The organism is Parabacteroides sp. D25 (assembly GCF_000307475.1).
Classification (GTDB): Bacteria; Bacteroidota; Bacteroidia; order Bacteroidales; family Tannerellaceae; genus Parabacteroides; species Parabacteroides distasonis.
The window spans coordinates 611,049-631,953 of the sequence record NZ_JH976501.1 but is presented as its reverse complement, the minus strand read 5'-3'; the positions used below and the strand labels follow the sequence as shown (position 1 = coordinate 631,953).

The following is a 20,905-nucleotide window of genomic DNA, read 5'->3' as shown; positions in this document are numbered from 1 at the left end:
TTTATTTACTTTTGTGGTACATAACATTCTGTACTATATAGTGAAGGAGATACTTAAGAGGACGTTGGTTCGTATGTTGATTTGTTGCGTTATTGCCTTGTTGTTTTGTATAACGGGGAATGCGAAGGTACCCTATATTCCTAAAATCATCAATTATTCCGTAAGCGATTACAAAGCGGGAAACCAGAATTGGGCCGTCTCCCAAGGTCCGGGAGGAAAGATGTATATTGGGAATAACCGGGGGCTTTTGGTTTTTGACGGTATTCACTGGGATCTTGTGAAATTACCGAATAATCTAGGTGTCCGTGCTTTGTATATATCGAAGGACGGACGTATTTATGTCGGCTCTTTCGAGGAGTTCGGGTATTTTGAGATGGATGACGAGAATGATCTGATTTATCATTCACTCAGTTCGTCTGAGATGAACGTCTATCTTAATAATGATGAGTTCTGGACGATTAATGAATATAAGGGTGAGATTTATTTTCAATCATTCCGGAGCTTTTTTATTTATGACGGGGAAAAAGTAAGAAAAGGTGTATCCGACCTGTCTCCATTGTATATTTTCACATTAGACGATCATCTATACGTTCAGTTCATGGAGGGAGGAAGCTTTTGTCGAATGGATGACGGCCAGTTTACAGAGTTACTATCGAAAAAGGTTTTGGAGGATGATGTGGTTTCGGTCTTGCCATTTGATCATCAGCTATTATTGGTCTCGGCTCGTAGTGGATGTTTTATCTATGATGAGGTGCGTAAAAAATTGTCTGTGTGGAATACACCAGCCAATGAGATATTAAAGGAAGGGATCGCAAACCGGGGAGTCATGATGAAAGATTCTACTTTTATTGTGGGTACGATTTCTAATGGGGTTGTAGCGATTAATAAGCAGGGGGAAACTTTGTGGCATATCAACCGGGAGAATGGCTTGATTAATAATACGGTATTGAGAGTATTTGCTGATAATTCGGATAATTTATGGGTTACATTGGATAATGGTATCGCGCAGATACATGTGAATTCTCCGATCTATTTTTATGAACCGCTTGAGGCCCAGATTGGTATGGTGCATGATATGGTGATAGAGAAGGGTATTGTTTATTTAGCTACGAACCAAGGTCTTTATGCGTTATCTGAGAATGATAGTTATCCAACCTTGATTCCCGGTACTCAAGAACAGACATGGTATATCTCCGATGTCGGAAATCAACTGATTGCCGGACATAATATAGGTACCTTACAGCTAGAGGGCCGAAAAGCTACTCAGATACCGGGGCCCAATGGAGGGGGTACCGCATTACGTAAGACAATTATCCATGGAAAGGAAGTTTTACTCCAGATGTCTTACCGTCCACTCAGTGTTTTCACCCGGGATATGGTTACTAATCGTTGGAAATTTAGCCATAATGTAGAAGGATTCTCTAATTTGATCAAATCGTTTGAGGTTGACCCTACCGGCAATATATGGGCTAGCCATATGTATAAAGGTATCTATCGTCTTCGCTTGAATGAGGATTTGAGGAGCGTGAAAGAGATGGAGTATATCGGAAAACTGGAGGAAGGTAATGAGAGTGGTACGATTAATGTAATGAAATTACGCGGACGTATTGTTTTCTCGGATGGGAGTAAGTTTTATACTTATGAGGATTTGACTGGAAAGATCGTTCCTTATGATTTGTTGAATGAGGATTTTCCCGAGTTAAGCGATACCTATCGGGTTGTTTCCTTGAATAATGATTTATATTGGTTTATCCGGAATTCGGAATATGTATTGTTAGGATATGAGTCTGGGCGATTCCAGTTAAAACAGCGTATTCCTTTTACTTTGTTTGATAATCCGACCATAGAGGATAGGGGAAATATTTATGTGGCTTCCGACGGGACGTCTTATTTTTGTCTAAACGGGGGGATCGCTCGTTATGACAGATACCGGAATTATGTGGATACGACTCGAGTTCCATTAAGTTTGTCGCAGGTAAGGGCCTATAATCGGCATGAAAATGAGTTCGCTCCGCTCCCTTGCAAGGGAGCGGACGCACCGGCTTCCGGTGCGTCCGTATTGAGTTATAGCTATAATACGATTCTTTTTAAGTTTTCGTATCCGGATTTTACGGGGCGCCGTTTCCTGATCTATTATAAACTGGACGGGTTTGATAATGAATGGATAGAAGGCACCAGTAATTTTCAACGGACTTATTCTAATTTACCGTATGGTAATTTTGTGTTACATGCGGTTGTGAAAGACGATCGAGGAAAAGAGCTATCTTCTCTGTCTTATCCATTCAAGATCGAACGTCCATTTTATAGCTCTTGGTGGGCGCTGATCATCTATTTTGCTTTGTTTTTATGTATACTGGTCGTATTAGTGAGAATGTATACGATGTGGATTGTCATGCGTGAGAAAAAAGTTAACGAGGAGCAAAAGAGATTGCAAGAAGAGCAATTGAGGGCGCAAGAGCAATTAATTGTCAAGCTAGAGAATGAAAAATTAGAAAATGACCTTACTTATAAGAGTAAGGAATTAGCCAGTGCTACTTTGTCTGTTATCTCTCATAATGATTTCCTTGAAGGTCTAAAAAAGGAAATACAAGCTCAACAATTATCGGGAAGTTATACGAAACGATTCTTCGATAAGCTCATCCGCATGATCGAAGAGAATATATCAGGCGAGGATGAATGGGCCATTTTCCAGACTAATTTCGATCGTATCCACGAAAAGTTCTTTACGAATCTAAAAGAGCGGTATCCCGATTTGACTCCGGGCGATTTACGATTATGCGCTTTATTACGTTTGAATATGCCAACTAAGGATATGGCTCGTATGCAAAATCTTTCCGTACGTGGTATCGAGGCGGCGCGCTATCGATTGCGTAAAAAACTAAATCTACCGGAGGGGCAAAGCTTGGTAGATTTCATGATCCAGTTCCACTAAGAAATTTCATAGTTATGAATGAAAAATATCATAACTATGAAATAAGAAAATCATAACTATGAGTTTTCCTTGTCATTTTTGTGTTCCCATATTTAGTGAGATGTGTTTAATAACATATAATGTTCTCCTTTTGAATTAACAAATGTATTATAACTGAAAATAAGATAATTAATATGTATTGCAGTAGTATAAAAGTAGTAATTTTCTGCTTGCGCAAGGCTTGCAGTAGTGTTGAAGTATACAAAAATTTGCCCTTTTTTAGGTTTGGGTGTTCATTTGCTTCAAATTTAATAATGAGTGTAAAAACAAATGTTCAACTTTAAAACTAGAATGAATGAAAGCTAAATTAATGCTTTGTTTATGCCTGTTACTTGCCGCGACAACAATGTTTGCGCAGAATCTGACAGTTACCGGTGTGGTAACTGAAAAGGCCACAGGATACCCAGCTATCGGGGTGAGTGTTTTGGTTAAGGGTACGACTAACGGTACCATAACCTCTATGGATGGAGACTATACTTTGAGTAATGTTCCCAAGAATGCGACTTTAGTATTTAGTTATGTAGGTATGACTACACAAGAAGTTCCGGTTAACGGACAGACTGTAGTAAATGTTCTTATGAGTGAGGATACGCAAAACTTGGAAGAGGTTGTCGTTATCGGTTATGGTACGAGTAAGGCTAAGGATTTGACAGCTCCAATTGCCGTGATCAAGGCTGATGAGATTACGAAACATGCGACATCATCTCCGATGAGTGCTTTGCAAGGAAAAGTGCCGGGTGTGCAGATTACGAATAGTGGCCAGCCAGGTTCCGGTCCTTCCGTACGTATTCGTGGTATCGGTTCTATGAATACGGATAGCCAACCTTTGTATGTTGTAGATGGAATGTTCTTTGATAATATTGATTTCTTGAATAATAGTGATATTCAAGATTTGTCTATTTTGAAAGATGCTTCTGCCGCTTCTATTTATGGCGTACGTGCGGCGAATGGCGTAGTCTTGGTTACGACAAAGAAAGGTGCGTTGAATCGTCCTGCTACGGTTACTTATGATGGTTATGTTGGCTTTCAAAAGGCTACGAATGTATTGAAAATGGCTAATAGTGAGCAATATGCGACTATGATCAGTGAGATGGGTAATGAAACCTTACAGGCTGTTGTAAATAACGCTAAAAATGTTTGGGGAACACTTCCTAATACAAACTGGTATGATGAGATCTTACATACAGCTTTAACTCACAACCATTCTTTAGACATTTCTGGAGGTACTGAAAAAGCTACTTATTCTGTGGGTACCTCTTATTTGTATCAAGATGGTATCTTGGATTCTAAAAATGATTACTCTCGTTTCAATTTGCGTACGAAAGCGGATTATAAGGCTTTTGATTGGTTGAAAGTAGGAGCTAACGTTGTTTTGAGCAACTCTACGCAAAACTTGCCAAACGGCGAGGTTTGGTTAGCAGCTTTCCGTACACCGGGTATTATTCCTGTATATGATGAAAATAGCTCCTTGAATCCGTATCCTACGAAATATGGTTCTCCTGCCCAAATCGGTTTGAGTGAGTATTACTACAATCCGGTTGCTCAAGCGGAGTATTATGATTCTAAAAATTCAATGTTGCGCGTAATGCCTTCTTTCTATGCGCAATTCGACTTCTTGCCGGAGAATAAGTTATTCTTTAAAACGGCTTATAGTCAAGATATCAATGTTATCCAGACAAGAGCTTATACTCCAGAATTTTTGGTTGGTGGAACTCAGTTGAATTCGACTCCCCTTTTGAATAAGAAGAATGATATTTATCACAGTTGGATTTTAGATAATACATTGACCTATACAGATACGTTCGGTGATCATGGTTTAACTGCGATGTTGGGTCAATCCGTACGTGAAGAGAACTGGCGTAACCTATGGGGAGAAGCTACAGGTGTTCCGGGCGGACACGAGGAATATTACTATTTGAATCAAGGTAATGCGGATGGACGTAAAACTGGCGATGACGGTACGACTTATCGTGGTGTTTCTTGGTTCGGTCGTGTATCTTATGATTATAAAGGCAAATATTTATTGTCTGCTACAATGCGTGCTGATGGTTCTTCCAAATACCAAGAGAAATGGGGTTATTTCCCTTCTGTAGGTGCTGCTTGGAATATTTCAGAAGAAGGATTCATGAAAGATCAGAAATGGGTTGATTATCTGAAATTACGTGCGAGCTGGGGTAAGTTAGGTAACGATAAGGTTGCGGCTAGTGATGGTTTCGCTTCCATTACGCAAGATATGGGTACCTCTGGTATATTTGGAGGAAGCGCTGTTCCTGGTTATACGAACTTGGTTTATTTTAGTTGGTTAGGTTGGGAAGTCGTGAATGAGACGAACGTCGGTTTAGATTTTCGTACGTTGAATAGCCGTTTGACAATAGAGGCAGACTGGTATTATCGTTTGACTCAAAATGCCGTGATCGACGCTCCTCTGCCAATGGGTGCCGGTAACTTATTAGGTAACAGAGGTGAGATTTTGAATACAGGTGTTGAGTTGTCTTTTAACTGGGCTGATAAGATCGGTAAAGATTTCTCTTACTACATTGGAGCAAACTTGACAACCTTGCACAATGAGGTAAAAGATTTGAATGGTTTATCTTATTTATATGGTGGTTCTGCGGAGTTCCGTACGATTTCTCAAGTTGGTGGTGAGTTGAATGCTTACTATGGATATGATATTGAGGGTGTTTATCAGAATGCCGCAGAGATCGCTGCTGATCCGATTGCTGTAGCAAATGGTTTGGAGCCCGGAGATTTCAAGTATGTTGACCAAAATAAGGATGGTAAGATTGATAATAAAGACCGTGTAACATTGGGTTCTTATATCCCGAACTTCAATTACGGTATCAACTTAGGATTCTCTTACAAGAATTTCGATTTCTCTATGGTTATGCAAGGTGTAGCTGGAAACCAGATCGTAAACCGTAAACGTGGTGACCGCCGTTGGCACTCTGAATTGAACTATGACTTAGATCAGTTCGAGAATCGTTGGACAGGTGAGGGCTCTACTAACGAATATATGTCTGCGAAAGGTTCTGTAAAACCTTGGAATATCTCTAACTTTAACTCATTCTATGTAGAAGATGGTTCTTATTTCCGTATTCAGAATGTACAAGTTGCTTATACATTCCCGAAGAAAGACTTTGGAAAATTCAAGATGCCGAGCATTCGTTTGAGCTTGACTGCTGATCGTCCTTTGACTGTTTTCAAGGCAAACAGCTTCAGCCCAGAGTTGGGTAGTAAGAACGAGAAAGGTGAGATAGCATCTTCTTCTTATGGATTTGATGAGCGTGTATATCCTTTAGCATCTTCTTATACGTTAGGTCTTCGTATTATTTATTAATCTTTAAATGCTAATCAGAAGTATATGAAAAATATATTAAAAAAACAGATTTTATGGGCTATCCCTTTAGCCTTTTCATTGCTGACATCCAGTTGTAGTGATTACTTGGATAAGCTTCCAGAGAATACTGTAGAGGTAGAGGGTATTGATTATACGAATAAATCGAATATGTATATGCCTGTTTCCGGTGTATATGCGACCGCTCGTGGTTATCTGGGGTCTTGGTCCTCGTATGGATGTATCATAGTTCGCGGTGACGATGTGAATAAAGGAGGATCTCCTACGGACCAGATTGAGTATGAGTATGCTAGTAAATTCCAGTATGATCGTTTGACTACTTTCTGGGCATTAAGTGGCCTTTGGGGAAACTGCTATTATGTTGTCTCTACTTCTAATTCAGCATTGGAGTCTTTAGAGAATTATGCTAAACATTTGACGAGTGAGTCAGACAAGCAATTAAACGCTCAATATGCTGCTGAAGTTCGCTTTTTCCGAGCATATGCTTATTTCCAGTTGGTAAATTTATTTGGCGATGTGCCTCTTTTGTTAGACAATCAAGAACTGAATGTATTCAAGAATACGAAAGAGGATGTAAAGAAGTACATTTATGACGAGTTGGATTATTGTATAGCAAACTTACCGGCTATTCGTCCGAATGAGTCTGAGCATCCGGGAGCGGTTACAAAATATACCGCTGAGATGTTGAAAGCGAAACAGAAGATGTATGATAATGAATGGGATGAGGTATTGGCCTTGACCGAGGATATCGTCAATAGCGGAAAGTTTGAGTTGTATAATGATTTCTATGAGTTGTTTAAGATTCCGGGAAAATTGTGTAATGAGTCTTTGCTAGAGTATCAATTTACTGACTTTGGAAATGGAAGTGGTGATATCGTTTCTTCTGACAACTGGTTTGCGTTCCAAGGTCCTCGTGGAGAGGCTCCTATCTCTGGATGGGCATTTATTGAGCCGACTGAGAAAATCCGTAATTTATTCTCTAAACGTGGTGAAGCGGTTCGTGCGGAAACAACGTTCCTCATGACGGATGCCACTACTCGTGACGGTGATTATATTCCTGTCGCTCAACCGGGTGAACCGACTGCTTATAATGGAAAGGCTTATACACCGGCTAATCAAATGACTCCGGGACGTACTGGATATGGCGATAATAATAATATCCGTGTATTCCGTTATGCTGATGTGTTGTTAATGAACGCTGAGGCTAAAGTTCGTAAGGGACAAAATGGAGACGCTCCATTAAACTTGGTTCGCGAACGTGCTGGTTTAGCTCCGATTGCAAATGCGACTTTGGATCAAATTCTGGAAGAGCGTCAAGTTGAGTTGGCATTGGAATGGGGCGAACGTTTCTTCGATTTAGTCCGTACGGACAGAGCCACTCAAGAACTTCCGGGTTTTGTGAAAGGAGAAAGCGAATATTATCCGATACCACAGGATCAAATTGACTTGAATCCTAACTTAGAAGCTGAGCCTGTGCCTTTTGAGCCGGAAGTAACAGAGTAATATAAGATTCTCATTATTTACTAGACCTTTGTAGTTTGGCAAGGCGGTGTCAACCCGTTTGGCACCGCCTATTTTATCTCAAATCATATCGTTTATTTATATAAATATCAACATCATGAAACACATCGCATTACTAACTACTCTCTTATTATCCGCCAGCTTGCAAGCGGTGGAGAAACCTTACGACTATGTTTTCTTCGAGAATAGCTTGATGAAAGGGGATTACTTTTATTCTCAAGCGAAATATACCTCACCTTCTTGGATTAAAAATGCGAGACATCATCTTCCGGTTGCCGGCTCTGTCGCTTTTACACCCGGCAATTCCTTGGAGCTTACCTATGTATCCGCTCCCGGTGGAGATTGGTATAGCGAGATACAATATTGCCCGGTCCGTGGCAATGACTTCTTTCGTGAGCCCTCTACGCTCTCTTTACAAGTACAACTGAGAGAGAGCATGGATGCTGCCGCTCTTCCCAATATCGCTATTCGTTATGCGGACAGCACGTATACCCAATACCTAAACCTGAGAAATTATCTGAAAGATACACGTCCCGGCGTATGGCATTCCGTATCCATTCCTTTGAAGGATTTCGGATTAAACGCCGTGAACGATACGAACATCAAGAAATTAGCGGCCGTAGCCCTTCGTCCCGGTACGGCCGATGGAAACGAATATACGATTTATTTGGACGATATAGAGCTTTTGCCGGCTTCCCTTCCGTCGGTAAGTACCTTAAACGCTCCGGTCTTGCAGGAAGCTAAGGCTTATGAGCGTCATATCTATATCAAATGGATTCCTCAATCAAAGGAGGATATAAAATACTATCGCATTTACCGTTCTTTCGACGGGATCACTTACCAGCCGGTCGCTGTCCGCCGCCCTTGGATGAATCGTTATACCGATTTCTTGGGAGAGGTTGGTAAAAAGGCTTATTATAAGGTGACGGCCGTGGATTATGCGCTGAATGAATCCAATGATTCCCAGACAGTCTCGGCCACTACCTATCCAATGACGGACGAGCAATTGCTGGATATGGTACAGGAAGCGAACTTCCGTTACTATTGGGAGGGAGCGGAGCCAAACAGCGGTCTTGCCCGTGAGAATATTCCCGGACGGAATGATATGATCGCTACCGGGGCTTCCGGCTTCGGTATCATGGCGATCGTGGCGGGTATCGAACGGGGATTTATCACCCGGGAAGAGGGCGTACAGCGTTTCTTGAAAATCACTTCTTTCTTGGAGAAAGCGGATAAATTCCATGGGGCGGTCTCTCACTTTATCGATGGGACAACCGGGAAGACGGTTGCTTTCTTCGGCCCGAAAGATAATGGAGGTGATTTGGTGGAGACCTCTTTCTTATTCCAAGGGCTGTTAACGGCTCGTCAATATTTCAACCAAGAGAATGACAAGGAGAAACAAATCCGTAAGAGCATCGATAATCTATGGAAAAACGTGGAATGGAGCTGGTATAAGCAATTTAAGGACAGCCCATATCTATATTGGCACTGGTCTCCAGATCAGGCGTGGGTGATCAATCATAAATTGATCGGCTGGAATGAGACCATGATTACCTATATGTTGGCTATCATGGGGCCGAAATACGGAATCTCTCCGGAGATGTATTATAGCGGCTGGGCCAGCCAAGAGGAGTATGCGCAAGAATACCGTGCCGATTGGGGGCGTGTAGAAGATGGTAAGATGTATACGAATGGCAATACTTATTATGGGGAGAACTTGCAAGTAGGTGTCTCTAATGGAGGTCCTCTTTTCTTTATCCATTACTCCTATCTCGGGCTGGACCCACATAAGTTCACGGATAAGTATACGAATTATTTCGAGAACAACCAGAAAATGGCAAAGATCAATCAACGGTATTGTATCGAGAACCAAGGGGGGTATGTAGGTTATGGAGAAGATTGTTGGGGATTGACCGCCAGCGATTTCGCTTGGAACTATCAAGCTCAGGAGCCGATGCCGCACAGGGATAACGGAACGATGGCACCTACGGGCGCTCTGGCTTCTTTCCCTTATACGCCGGACGCTTCCATGAAAGCCTTGCGGAATTATTATCGTAACCATGGCAGCTTCTTATGGGGTGAGTACGGTTTCCGGGATGCTTTCAACTTGACTGTAAATTGGGTGTCTCCCTTATTTATGGGATTGAATCAAGCGCCTGTAACGGTTATGATCGAGAATTACCGTACGAATCTGTTGTGGAACCTTTTCATGAGCCATCCGGATGTCCAGAAAGGTATCCAAAAGATTCAATCCATAAAATAATAATGCGACAAAAAACAACAATAACTTATCTTGAACATAATATGCTGGCATGTAATAGAATAAATAGGGCTATCGCTTCTTGGAAAAAACATGTACGTGTTTTCTCGGAAACATGTACGTCTTTTTCGGAAAACACGTACATGTTTTTCCGGAAAGACGTAGGAGTTTCTAGCGCTTCCTTAAAAGCCTACAATAAGTGTATGCTCGTATCACTCCTTGCCTCTTTCTTCGCGGTCTCTACCGTAAACGCTCAAGTAAACGAGCGGGGAGATTCCGTGATCGTGATCAAGGGGCAGGTAAGCGATTACTATATTACCGTATCCCAAAAACATTTTCTGGAAGGTACGATTACCGGACCGGACGGCAAGCCCTTGGAAGGCGCTACGGTGATGTTCACGGCTAGCCCGGTTCATTATACCACCGATGCGACAGGCTATTATAAGATACAAGCAAGCCGCTACGATCATGAGTTATTCGTGTATTATCCGGGGATGAAGTACGCTTATCGCACGTTTGGCGATAACGATACGAAAATAGATATCCGGATGGAAGCGGATCCTCGTGATGTACGGGTAAAAGCTCCTCAGCAAGCCACCCGCTGGTTCGACGCTACGGCCGATCATCCCTCTACCTATTGCAACCCGATGAATTTGAGCTACTGCTTCCGGGCGAATCTGCCGGATTTGGTGAAGAATGGCTCTTTCCGCTCTACGGCCGATCCGATGATGGTCATGTATAAAGGGGAATATTTCCTTTTCGCCACGAACCAAGCCGGATTCTATTATTCCAAGGATTTAAGCAATTGGGAGTTTGTATTCGCCGGTTTCCAACGTTATCCGGAAGATGACGACTTGTGCGCTCCGGCCGCTTTCGTAAGTGAAGATACCTTGTTCTATACCGGTTCTACCTATGCGGGATTGCCTATTTGGTATAGTACGAACCCGAAAAGCGGAAAGTTCAAGCGGTATGTGGAGAAAACGGCTCTTCCTAGCTGGGACCCGGCATTTTTGCTGGATGATGACGGACGTTTGTATATGTACTATGGTTCAAGTAATGAGTTTGCTTTGAAGGGAGTGGAATTGGATCGCCGTGATTTCCACCCGATCAGCAAGATCCAAGAGATCATGATGCTGCGCCCGGAAGAACACGGATGGGAACGTTTCGGGATGAACAATGACGATAGTACGACTTTAGCGCCTTTTACGGAAGGAGCTTTCGTGACCAAGCATAACGGTAAATATTATTTCCAATACGGTGCGCCGGGAACGGAGTTCAAGGTCTATGCGGATGGTGTCTATGTATCCGACAAGCCGATGGGCCCGTTCACCTACCAGAAACATAACCCGATGAGCTATAAGCCGGGAGGTTTCGTACAAGGTGCCGGTCATGGTGGTACTTTCGAGGATGCGTATGGCAATTACTGGCATGTGGCTACTTGCATGCTTTCTTTGAAATATAAGTTTGAGCGTCGTATTGGTTTGTACCCTACGGCATTTGATAAGGATGGCGTGATGTATTCGAACACCGCTTTCGGGGACTATCCTTTGCTTACGCCGAAAGGGAAGGTAGATGATATCGCGAATACGTTTTCCGGCTGGATGTTGCTATCGTATGGAAAACCGGTGATGGCCTCTTCCATGGATAGTACGTTAGTACCAGAGAATGTAACGGATGAGAGCATGCGTACTTTCTGGTCCGCCCGCTCGGGAGAGCCGGGTGAATGGCTCCAGATCTCTTTAGAGGGATTGAAAGAGGTACGTGCGATCCAGTTGAACTATTACGAGCATAGAGCCGTACAGCATAATAAGGCGATGGACTTGTATCATCAATATCGTATTTATCATTCTATAGATGGACAAAATTGGGAATTGGTAGTCGATAAGAGCGATAACGACAAGGACGTTCCGCACGACTATATCGAGTTGCGTGAGCCTTTGAAAACCCGTTATTTGAAAATAGTGAACGAACATGTGCCTTCGGGCAACTTCGCTATGTCCGGATTTCGTATTTTTGGAAATGGTTTGGGAGAAGCTCCCGCCGCCGTTAAGAATTTAAAGGTGGAACGCTCAAAAGCGGATAAGCGGAATGCGCTGATCACTTGGGAGCCGGTAAAAGAGGCGTACGCTTACAATATCTATTATGGTATAACGCCGGATAAATTGTACAACAGTATCACGGTACTGGGAGATACGATGTACGATTTCAGGGGCTTGGATAAGGATACGGACTATTATTTCTCGATCGAGGCATTGGGAGAGAGCGGCCGTTCACCGATGAGTAAAGTATTGAGACGATAACTATTTTAAATGTATATATCTATGAATACCTATTTCCGTACAGGCGTTGTTACCCTGTTGCTTGGCTTTTCGTTGACCGCTTGTCATGAGGCCAAGAAAAGTGACACATCCGCAGAGTCTACGCCCAATGAGCGTAAGTTGGATTTTCAGTCGGATGATGAATTCTTGACCTATATACAAAAGGCTCACTTTAATTATATGTGGGAAGGTGCGGAGCCTACCTCCGGACTGGCCTGTGAGCGTATCCATACGGATGGCGTGTATCCTGAGAACGACGCTGATATCGTGACCACCGGAGGTAGTGGTTTTGGTATCGCCGGGCTGTTGGTAGGTATTGAGCGTGGCTTTATCACCCGTGAGGAAGGTGTGGCCCGTTTTCATCAAATCGCTGATTACTTGGCGAAGGCCGATCGTTTCCACGGGGTCTGGCCTCACTGGATGCATGGACCTACGGGTAAGGTAAAGCCTTTCGGCCAGAAGGATAACGGAGGCGATTTGGTAGAGAGCGCTTTCTTAATGCAAGGTCTCTTATGCGTACGCCAATATTTCAAGGATGGTAATGAGAGCGAGAAAGCGTTGGCTGCGAAGATTGACCAGCTATGGCGTGAGATGGAATGGACCTGGTATTTGAACGGGCAGGATGTATTGTATTGGCATTGGAGCCCGGATTACGCATGGGAGATGAATTTTCCTTTGGAAGGTTATAATGAATGCTTGATCACTTATATTCTGGCGGCGTCTTCGCCTACGTATCCGATCCCGGCTTCCGCTTATCATAACGGATGGGCTCGTAAAGGGGGGATCAAGAGCGATGCGGTCGCTTACGATTTACCTTTGATCTTGAAACATAATTATGCCGAGGAGTACGGCGGCCCGTTGTTTTGGGCGCATTATTCTTATATCGGCCTATGTCCGGTAGGCTTGTCGGATCGATACGCTAACTACTGGGACTTGAACCGGAATCACGTCTTGATCGATTACCGTTATTGCGCGGAGAATCCGAAGGGTTTCAAGGGATATAGCGACGCTTGCTGGGGATTGACCGCCAGCTATTCCGTGAAAGGCTATAACGCGCATATGCCCTCCAACGATCATGGGGTAATTACGCCGACAGCCACCTTGAGCAGTTATCCGTATACACCGGAGGAATCCTCGAAGGCATTGAAGCATTTCTATTTCAATCTGGGAGATAGCATCTGGGGTAAGTATGGTTTTTACGACGCTTTCAGTGAAGGCGAGAATTGGTATCCGCATCGTTATCTGGCGATAGACCAATGTACGATCGCACCGATGATCGAGAATTACCGTACGGGCCTTCTGTGGCGTTTGTTTATGAGCTGTCCGGAAATCCAGGACGGTTTGAAGAAATTGGGTTTCACGATCCATAATGCGAGAGAATCTTAATATTTAAATAACATGAGAAAGATTATATTATCATTCGCCGCTTGTTTGGCACTTGCGGCATACGGACAAAAGCCCGTTCAAGATACGAGAGCGATGGATACGTTTATCGATCAGTTGATGGGTAAAATGACTTTGGATGAGAAGATCGGACAGCTGAACTTGTCCGGTGGTGGTGTTCCCGGCATCTTGAGTGGCTCGGAAGGTGCGGACGAGACGATTCGTCGGGGCTGGCTGGGTGCTACGGGAGGCTCGGAGCTGGAGACGTTCCGTAAATTGCAGGAGATAGCGGTTAAGGAATCTCGCTTAGGAATTCCGCTTTTGTTCGGACTGGATGTGATTCATGGATATCATACGATCTTCCCGATCCCGTTGGCTTTGTCTTGTAGCTGGGATACGACGTTGATCGAGCAAAGTGCCCGTATCGCCGCTATCGAGGCCAGCTCAAACGGTGTGACATGGACGTATTCCCCGATGGTGGATATCGCCCGTGACGCTCGTTGGGGACGTATCGCCGAGGGTAGTGGAGAGGACCCTTGGTGGGGTGGAAAGATCGCCGCCGCCATGGTGAGAGGCTATCAAGGAGATGACTTGACGAAAGAGAACACGATCTTGTCTTGCTTAAAGCACTTTGCCTTGTATGGCGCTTCCGAGGCCGGTCGTGATTATAATACGGTGGATATGAGCCGTATCAAGATGTTTAATGAGTATTTCCCGCCTTATAAAGCGGCTGTAGAGGCTGGTTGTGCCACGGTCATGTCTTCCTTTAATTTGGTGGAGGCGATTCCGGCTACGGGTAACCGCTGGTTATTGACCGATTTGCTTCGTGATCAATGGGGATTCAATGGGTTTGTCGTTTCCGATTATAATTCGATCGGCGAGATGACTAATCATGGTTTGGGTGATACGCAGACCGTATCGGCCTTGGCTTTGCATGCCGGCTTGGATATGGATATGATGACAAATGGTTATATCACGACCTTGAAGAAGTCGTTGGAAGAGGGCCGTGTGTCTCAAGCGGATATCGATCAGGCTTGCCGCCGTGTATTGGAGGCGAAATATAAATTAGGTTTGTTCGAGGACCCTTATCGCTACTTGGACGCGGATCGTGCGAAAAAGAATACGTTCACGGATGAGCATATGAATACGGCTCGCCATATCGCCGGCAAATCCATTGTCTTGTTGAAGAATGACAAGGGTTTGTTGCCTTTGCGAAAGACAGGGACGATCGCCGTGGTAGGCCCGTTGGCGGATAAGAAGGTTGAGTTGTTCGGGACATGGTGTGGTATCGATACGGCGAAGTCGGCTTCCGTAGTGCAGGCTGTGAAAGAAATGGTTGGCAATAAGGCCCGTGTGATCTTCGCCAAGGGATGTAATTTGACGAACGAGCCGATGTTGGCGAAAGCCAGTGGCTTGAAGGTTGATCCGGTGGAGAATACCCGTTTGGTGAAGGAATCGGTTGAGAAAGTGAAAGATGCGGATCGTATCATTGCCGTAGTGGGTGAGCCGAATAACTGGTCCGGAGAGGCTTGCAGCCGTGCGGATATTAGTTTGCCGGAGAGCCAGAAAGAGCTGTTGAGAGCTTTGCTGGAGACCGGTAAACCGGTAGTATTGGTCTTGGCGAACGGCCGTCCGTTGACCTTGGAGTGGGAGGATAGCCAATTCTCCGCGATCGTTGAGGCTTGGCATGGAGGTTCCGCCGCGGCTCGCGGATTGGTGGACGTATTGTTCGGCGACGTGAATCCTTCCGGTAAATTGACGACTACATTCCCTCGTAGCGTAGGCCAGATTCCTTTGTATTACAATGCTAAGAAAACAGGCCGCCCAATGAATCCGGATGATCATTTCACTTCTAAATATCTGGATATCACGAACGATCCTTTGTATCCGTTTGGCTATGGCTTGAGTTATACGACTTTCTCTTACGGTGATCTTCAGCTGGATAAGACGAGTGTGCAAGGAGAGAACGGTGTATTGACCGCCAGCGTACAGGTGACGAATACGGGCAAGCTAGAGGGCGAGGAAGTCGTACAGTTATATATCGGCGATCCGGCTGCCAGCATCTCCCGTCCGATGAAAGAGTTGAAGAACTTCCAGAAGATCTCCTTGAAACCGGGTGAGAGCCGAAAAGTCTCTTTTACGATTACGCCGGAAGACTTGAAATTTTATAACAGCGCGTTGGAATACATCTGGGAACCGGGCTTATTCAATATTTACGTAGGTACGAACTCCCGGGACGTGAAATCGGCGCAGGTAACTTGGAACAAATAATACAGATACGAATAATGAAAAGGTTAACGACTTTTATCGCTGGTGCGGCCGTTGCCGCTACCTTAGGTGGATGCCAGCAACCCGCTGTAAGTGGCTGGAAAAGCTTCAGCGGCGACAAAAATATTGAACGCCGTGTAGATTCTGTGCTCCAATTAATGACCTTGGAGGAAAAGGTGGGGCAGATGGCCCAATACTCCTGTAACTGGGATGTAACCGGCCCGGTTATGACGGGGGATTATGAGACTTTGCTGAAACAAGGTCTTGTAGGAAGCTTGTTTAATGTATATACGGTAGATGGCGTACGTAAAATGCAAGAGATGGCTCTGTCCGAGAGCCGTTTGAAGATACCCGTATTGTTTGGTTATGATGTCGTGCACGGCTATCGTACGATTTTCCCGATGCCGTTGGCGGAATCCTGCTCTTGGGATTTGGAGCGGATGCGTAAAAGCGCGGCGATCGCGGCGGATGAGGCGAGCGCTTCCGGTATCGCTTGGACGTTCGCCCCGATGGTGGATATCTCCCGGGATGCCCGTTGGGGACGTGTAATGGAAGGTGCCGGTGAGGACCCGTATTTGGGAAGCTTGATCGCGAAGGCCCGTGTCGAGGGTTTCCAAGGAGGAAACGATTGGCGTTCGTTGGCCGACGTGAATACGGTCTTGGCTTGTTGCAAGCACTTTGCCGCTTATGGGGCCGCTGAGGCCGGACGTGATTATAATACGTCCGAGTTGTCGCAAAATACATTGATGAATTATTATATGCCGCCTTATTTAGCGGCTAAGGAAGCGGGAGTCGCTACGTTCATGGCCTCCTTCAATGAGATCAACGGAGTGCCCAGCACGGGTAATAAATGGTTGATGACCGATTTGTTACGTGAGGACTGGGGCTTCAATGGTTTCGTGGTTACCGATTATACCGGTATCAATGAGATGGTAGCCCATAGTATCGTGCGAAATGACAAGGAGGCTGGGGAACTGGCTGCGAACGCCGGTATCGATATGGATATGACGGGTGGCATCTACAGCCAATATCTTGTACAATCCGTGAAAGAGGGTAAAGTCTCGGAAGAGAATATCGACCGTGCCGTGGCGAGCATCTTGGAGATGAAGTTCCTCTTGGGCTTGTTCGATGATCCGTATCGTTACTTGGACAATGAGCGTGAGAAGAATACGATCATGAAGCCGGAGTTCTTGCAAGAGGCTCGTGAGACTTCCGCTCGCTCGATCGTCCTTTTGAAGAATGATAATAACTTCTTTCCGATCTCGAAGGATAAGCATATTACGGTAGCCTTGATCGGCCCGATGGTAAAAGATAAGATCAACCAGAATGGCGAGTGGGCCGGCCGGGGTGAGCGTGAGGAGAGTATCTCTTTGTTCGAGGGCCTGACCGAGAAATATGCCGGTACGAACGTGAAGTTCATTTATGCCGAGGGATGTGATCTCTTGACTGATGATTCATCTAAATTCGCTGAGGCGATCGCTACGGCTCGCCGTGCGGATATCGTATTGGCGGCTATGGGCGAGGATTTCAACTGGAGTGGTGAGGCCGCTTGCCGTACGGACTTGAAATTGCCGGGCGCTCAACAAGCCTTGTTGAAAGAATTGAAAAAGACGGGTAAACCTCTAGGTTTGATCTTGGTGAACGGACGTCCTTTGGATCTTTCTTGGGAGGATCAGCATGTCGACGGTATCTTGGAGGCTTGGTATCTGGGAACGATGGCGGGTCATGGTATGGCTGATGTGATCAGTGGCGATTATAATCCGTCCGCTCGCTTGACGATGTCTTTCCCTCGTACGGTAGGTCAATTGCCTCTGTATTACAATCAGAAACCGACAGGCCGCCCGGTTCCTCCGGAAGCTCCGGATACGGATTATAAATCCAGATATATGGATGTGCCTAACACACCGTTGTATCCGTTCGGTTATGGCTTGAGCTATACGACTTTCGCCGTGAACTCTATGAAGCTGGATCAGAACTCTTTCACGAAAGGGGGTAAGATCACGGTAACGGCTGAGGTAGAGAATACGGGTAAGGTGGATGGCGAGACGGTCATCCAGATGTATATCCGCGACTTGGCGGGTAGCGTGACCCGTCCGGTTAAAGAGCTGAAAGGTTTCGAGAAGGTGACTTTGAAAGCGGGCGAGAAGAAGCAAGTCTCTTTCACGATTGACGAAGCTTTGCTGGCTTTCTATGGTATCGATATGCAGAAGAAAGCCGAGCCGGGTGATTTCACGGTTTGGGTAGGCTTGAATTCTGCCGACGAGGCGAATCAGTCTTCTTTCTCTCTGCGGTAAAAATTAATACATATCAACATGAAACTATTATCAAAATATATCTTTTCGGCTCTGTTCTTGGCTGCTTCCGGAGGTTCCGCCACCGCTCAATCCATGCGGGCGAATACGTATTGTAATCCGCTTAATGTGGATTATACGTATATGATTTATAACTCGTCGAACAACCTGTCGTACCGTTCGGGGGCCGATCCCGCCGTGGTGGAGTTCCGGGGCGAGTATTATATGTTCGTAACCCGCTCGCATGGCTACTGGCATTCGACAGACTTATTGAACTGGGATTTTATCACTCCCGGTAAAAACTGGTATCCTCAGGGTTCCAACGCTCCCGCCGCTCATAATTATAAGGATTCCGTGCTTTATGTGATGGGTGATCCGTCCGGCTCCATGAGCGTTCTTTATACCGATGATCCGAAATCCGGTAATTGGAACGCTACTCCTGCTATACTCCACGACCTACAAGACCCGGATTTATTCATCGATGATGACGGGCAAGCTTATTTATTCTGGGGCTCTTCCAATGTTTATCCGCTTCGGGGCAAGAAACTGAATAAGGATGACCGTTTCTTGATCGAGGGTGAGACGGTCGAGCTTTTCGGCTTGGATATGCCGAAGCATGGCTGGGAACGTTTTGGCGAGAACCATACCGATACGGTATTGGGAGGCTATATGGAAGGGGCTTGGCTGACCAAGCACGACGGTAAATATTATATGCAGTATGCCGCCCCCGGTACGGAATTCAACGTATATGCCGATGGTGTTTATGTGGCGGACTCCCCATTAGGTCCGTATAAGTATCAATCGCATAACCCGGTAAGCTATAAGCCCGGTGGTTTCATGAATGGTGCCGGACACGGAAGTACCTTGGTGGGGCCGGGAGGTAATTATTGGCATTTCGCCTCTATGTCTCTCTCGGCTACGGTGAATTGGGAGCGTCGCCTCTGCATGTATCCTACTTTCTTCGATAAGGAGGGCATTATGTATTGTGATAATAACTTCGGTGATTATCCGCATTACGCTCCCGCCGAGCCGGGAAAGAAAGGAGAGTTTACGGGGTGGATGTTGCTTTCTTATAAAAAGCCGGTGAAAGCTTCCTCGTATGCGGAGGGTTCCGCTCCCGCCGCGCAAGGATTCACGGAATCGAACCGTCCCAAGACCTCCGCCAATTTCCTTCCGGCCAACTTGACGGATGAGGAATGTAAGACATTCTGGATGGCTCGCACGAATGGAGATACCGAATGGGTAGAGATCGATCTGGAGGCTCCCGCTATGGTATATGCCGTGCAAGTGAATTATCACGATCATCAATCGAATATGTATGGACGTATTCCCGGTTTACGCCACCGTTATGCGGTGGAAGGCTCTTTGGACGGGCAGGATTGGGTAACGTTGGTGGATCGCCGGAATAATTATAAGGATGTCCCGAATGATTACGTACAAGTGGATAATCCGGCTCGTGTCCGTTATGTCCGTTATAAGAATATAGAGGTCCCGACGCCTCATCTGGCGATCTCGGACTTGCGTGTGTTCGGTATCGGTGAGGGCAAGAAGCCTGCGACGGTGAAGAACTTCAAGGTCGTTCGCCAAGCGGACCGCCGTGACGCGATGATTACTTGGGACGCAGCCAAGAACAGCCAAGGCTACAACATCCGTTGGGGTATCGCTCCCGATAAACTATACAATTCATGGCTCCTATACGGAAAGAATGAATTACTATTAAAGAGTCTGTCCACCGACCAGCCTTATTATTTCACCATCGAGGCATTCAACGAGAACGGTGTATCAGAAGCGACAAAACCAATCATCCAGTTGTAGAGACGGGGCGTGCCCCGTCTTACACAGGCTGATAGTAATTTAGAATACCATTTTGTTGGAAAGAGACGGGGCACACCCCGTCTCTACAACTAGATATTTTTTATTATATTCTTTCGCTTCAGAATATATGCTATATTTGTACCTATAAAGAACAATTAACTAAGACACATAACTATGGCAAACCTATATCAAAATCGTTTCCGTATCGAATCTGCCCGTGCCACTTGGCACGATTACAATGGAGGTATTTATTTTATCACGATCTGTACAGCACATAAACAATGTTATTTTGGTTGTGTACTTGGCGGGCAAATGTCGCTGAATCCATTAGGTCACTTCACTCATGATAATTTAGAGCATGCAAATAACCATTATCCATACCTTGAAATCCCTCTATTTGTTGTGATGCCTAATCATGTACATGCCGTGGTCTTTGTGGCGGGAGATGAGGCGTTAGTACCATTGGGGAATAAAGGATTGCTGTCGATAGGGATTGGAGGCATTAAATCTGCTGTCACGGTATATGCACATCAAAATAATCGTATTTTTGCATGGCAACCACGTTTCCATGATCACATTATTCGTGATCATGCTGAAATGAATCGTATAGCAGATTACATTGAAAACAATCCCCTAAACTGGGCAAGTGATTGTTTCTATATATAATCTCCTTAGTTGTAGAGACGGGGCGTGCCCCGTCTTCCACCGTCTGATGGTATCTTA

Annotated in this window: 10 protein-coding genes; all 10 read left to right on the top strand. The window is 45.2% G+C overall.

The annotated features are described in order from the left end of the window. Nucleotides 1–73 precede the first annotated feature (73 nt). Nucleotides 74–2,932, top strand: a complete 2,859-nt coding sequence (locus HMPREF0999_RS05970; protein ID WP_009275445.1) for a triple tyrosine motif-containing protein — start codon at nt 74–76, stop codon at nt 2,930–2,932. Nucleotides 2,933–3,266: 334 nt separating this feature from the next. After that, the gene (locus tag HMPREF0999_RS05965; protein WP_005863650.1) at nt 3,267–6,308 is read left to right on the top strand and encodes a SusC/RagA family TonB-linked outer membrane protein; all 3,042 of its coding nucleotides are present in this window, start codon (nt 3,267–3,269) and stop codon (nt 6,306–6,308) included. Nucleotides 6,309–6,332: 24 nt separating this feature from the next. Continuing rightward, the gene (locus HMPREF0999_RS05960) at nt 6,333–7,829 is read left to right on the top strand and encodes a RagB/SusD family nutrient uptake outer membrane protein (RefSeq protein ID WP_005860289.1); all 1,497 of its coding nucleotides are present in this window, start codon (nt 6,333–6,335) and stop codon (nt 7,827–7,829) included. A 115-nt stretch (nt 7,830–7,944) separates the two neighbouring features. Then, nucleotides 7,945–10,110 carry a glucoamylase family protein gene (locus tag HMPREF0999_RS05955; protein WP_009275443.1) on the top strand — a complete coding sequence of 722 codons (2,166 nt, stop codon included), beginning with the start codon at nt 7,945–7,947 and terminating at the stop codon, nt 10,108–10,110. A 140-nt stretch (nt 10,111–10,250) separates the two neighbouring features. Then, nucleotides 10,251–12,407, top strand: coding sequence for a family 43 glycosylhydrolase (locus HMPREF0999_RS05950; protein WP_010182604.1), 2,157 nt, complete (start codon nt 10,251–10,253; stop codon nt 12,405–12,407). A 9-nt stretch (nt 12,408–12,416) separates the two neighbouring features. Next, nucleotides 12,417–13,811, top strand: coding sequence for a glucoamylase family protein (locus tag HMPREF0999_RS05945; protein ID WP_010182603.1), 1,395 nt, complete (start codon nt 12,417–12,419; stop codon nt 13,809–13,811). Nucleotides 13,812–13,823: 12 nt separating this feature from the next. Further along, nucleotides 13,824–16,079: a beta-glucosidase BglX gene (gene bglX / locus HMPREF0999_RS05940; RefSeq protein WP_009275440.1), complete on the top strand. Its 2,256-nt coding sequence runs from the start codon at nt 13,824–13,826 to the stop codon at nt 16,077–16,079. Between the two features lie 14 nt (nt 16,080–16,093). Then, complete coding sequence (gene bglX / locus HMPREF0999_RS05935) at nt 16,094–18,370, top strand: beta-glucosidase BglX (protein ID WP_009275439.1); 2,277 nt, start codon at nt 16,094–16,096, stop codon at nt 18,368–18,370. 18 nt (nt 18,371–18,388) lie between these two features. Next, entirely contained in the window at nt 18,389–20,182 is a 1,794-nt protein-coding gene (locus tag HMPREF0999_RS05930) for a family 43 glycosylhydrolase (protein ID WP_009275438.1), read from the top strand. Between the two features lie 174 nt (nt 20,183–20,356). Further along, nucleotides 20,357–20,848, top strand: a complete 492-nt coding sequence (locus HMPREF0999_RS05925) for a transposase (protein WP_009275437.1) — start codon at nt 20,357–20,359, stop codon at nt 20,846–20,848. Nucleotides 20,849–20,905 lie beyond the last annotated feature (57 nt).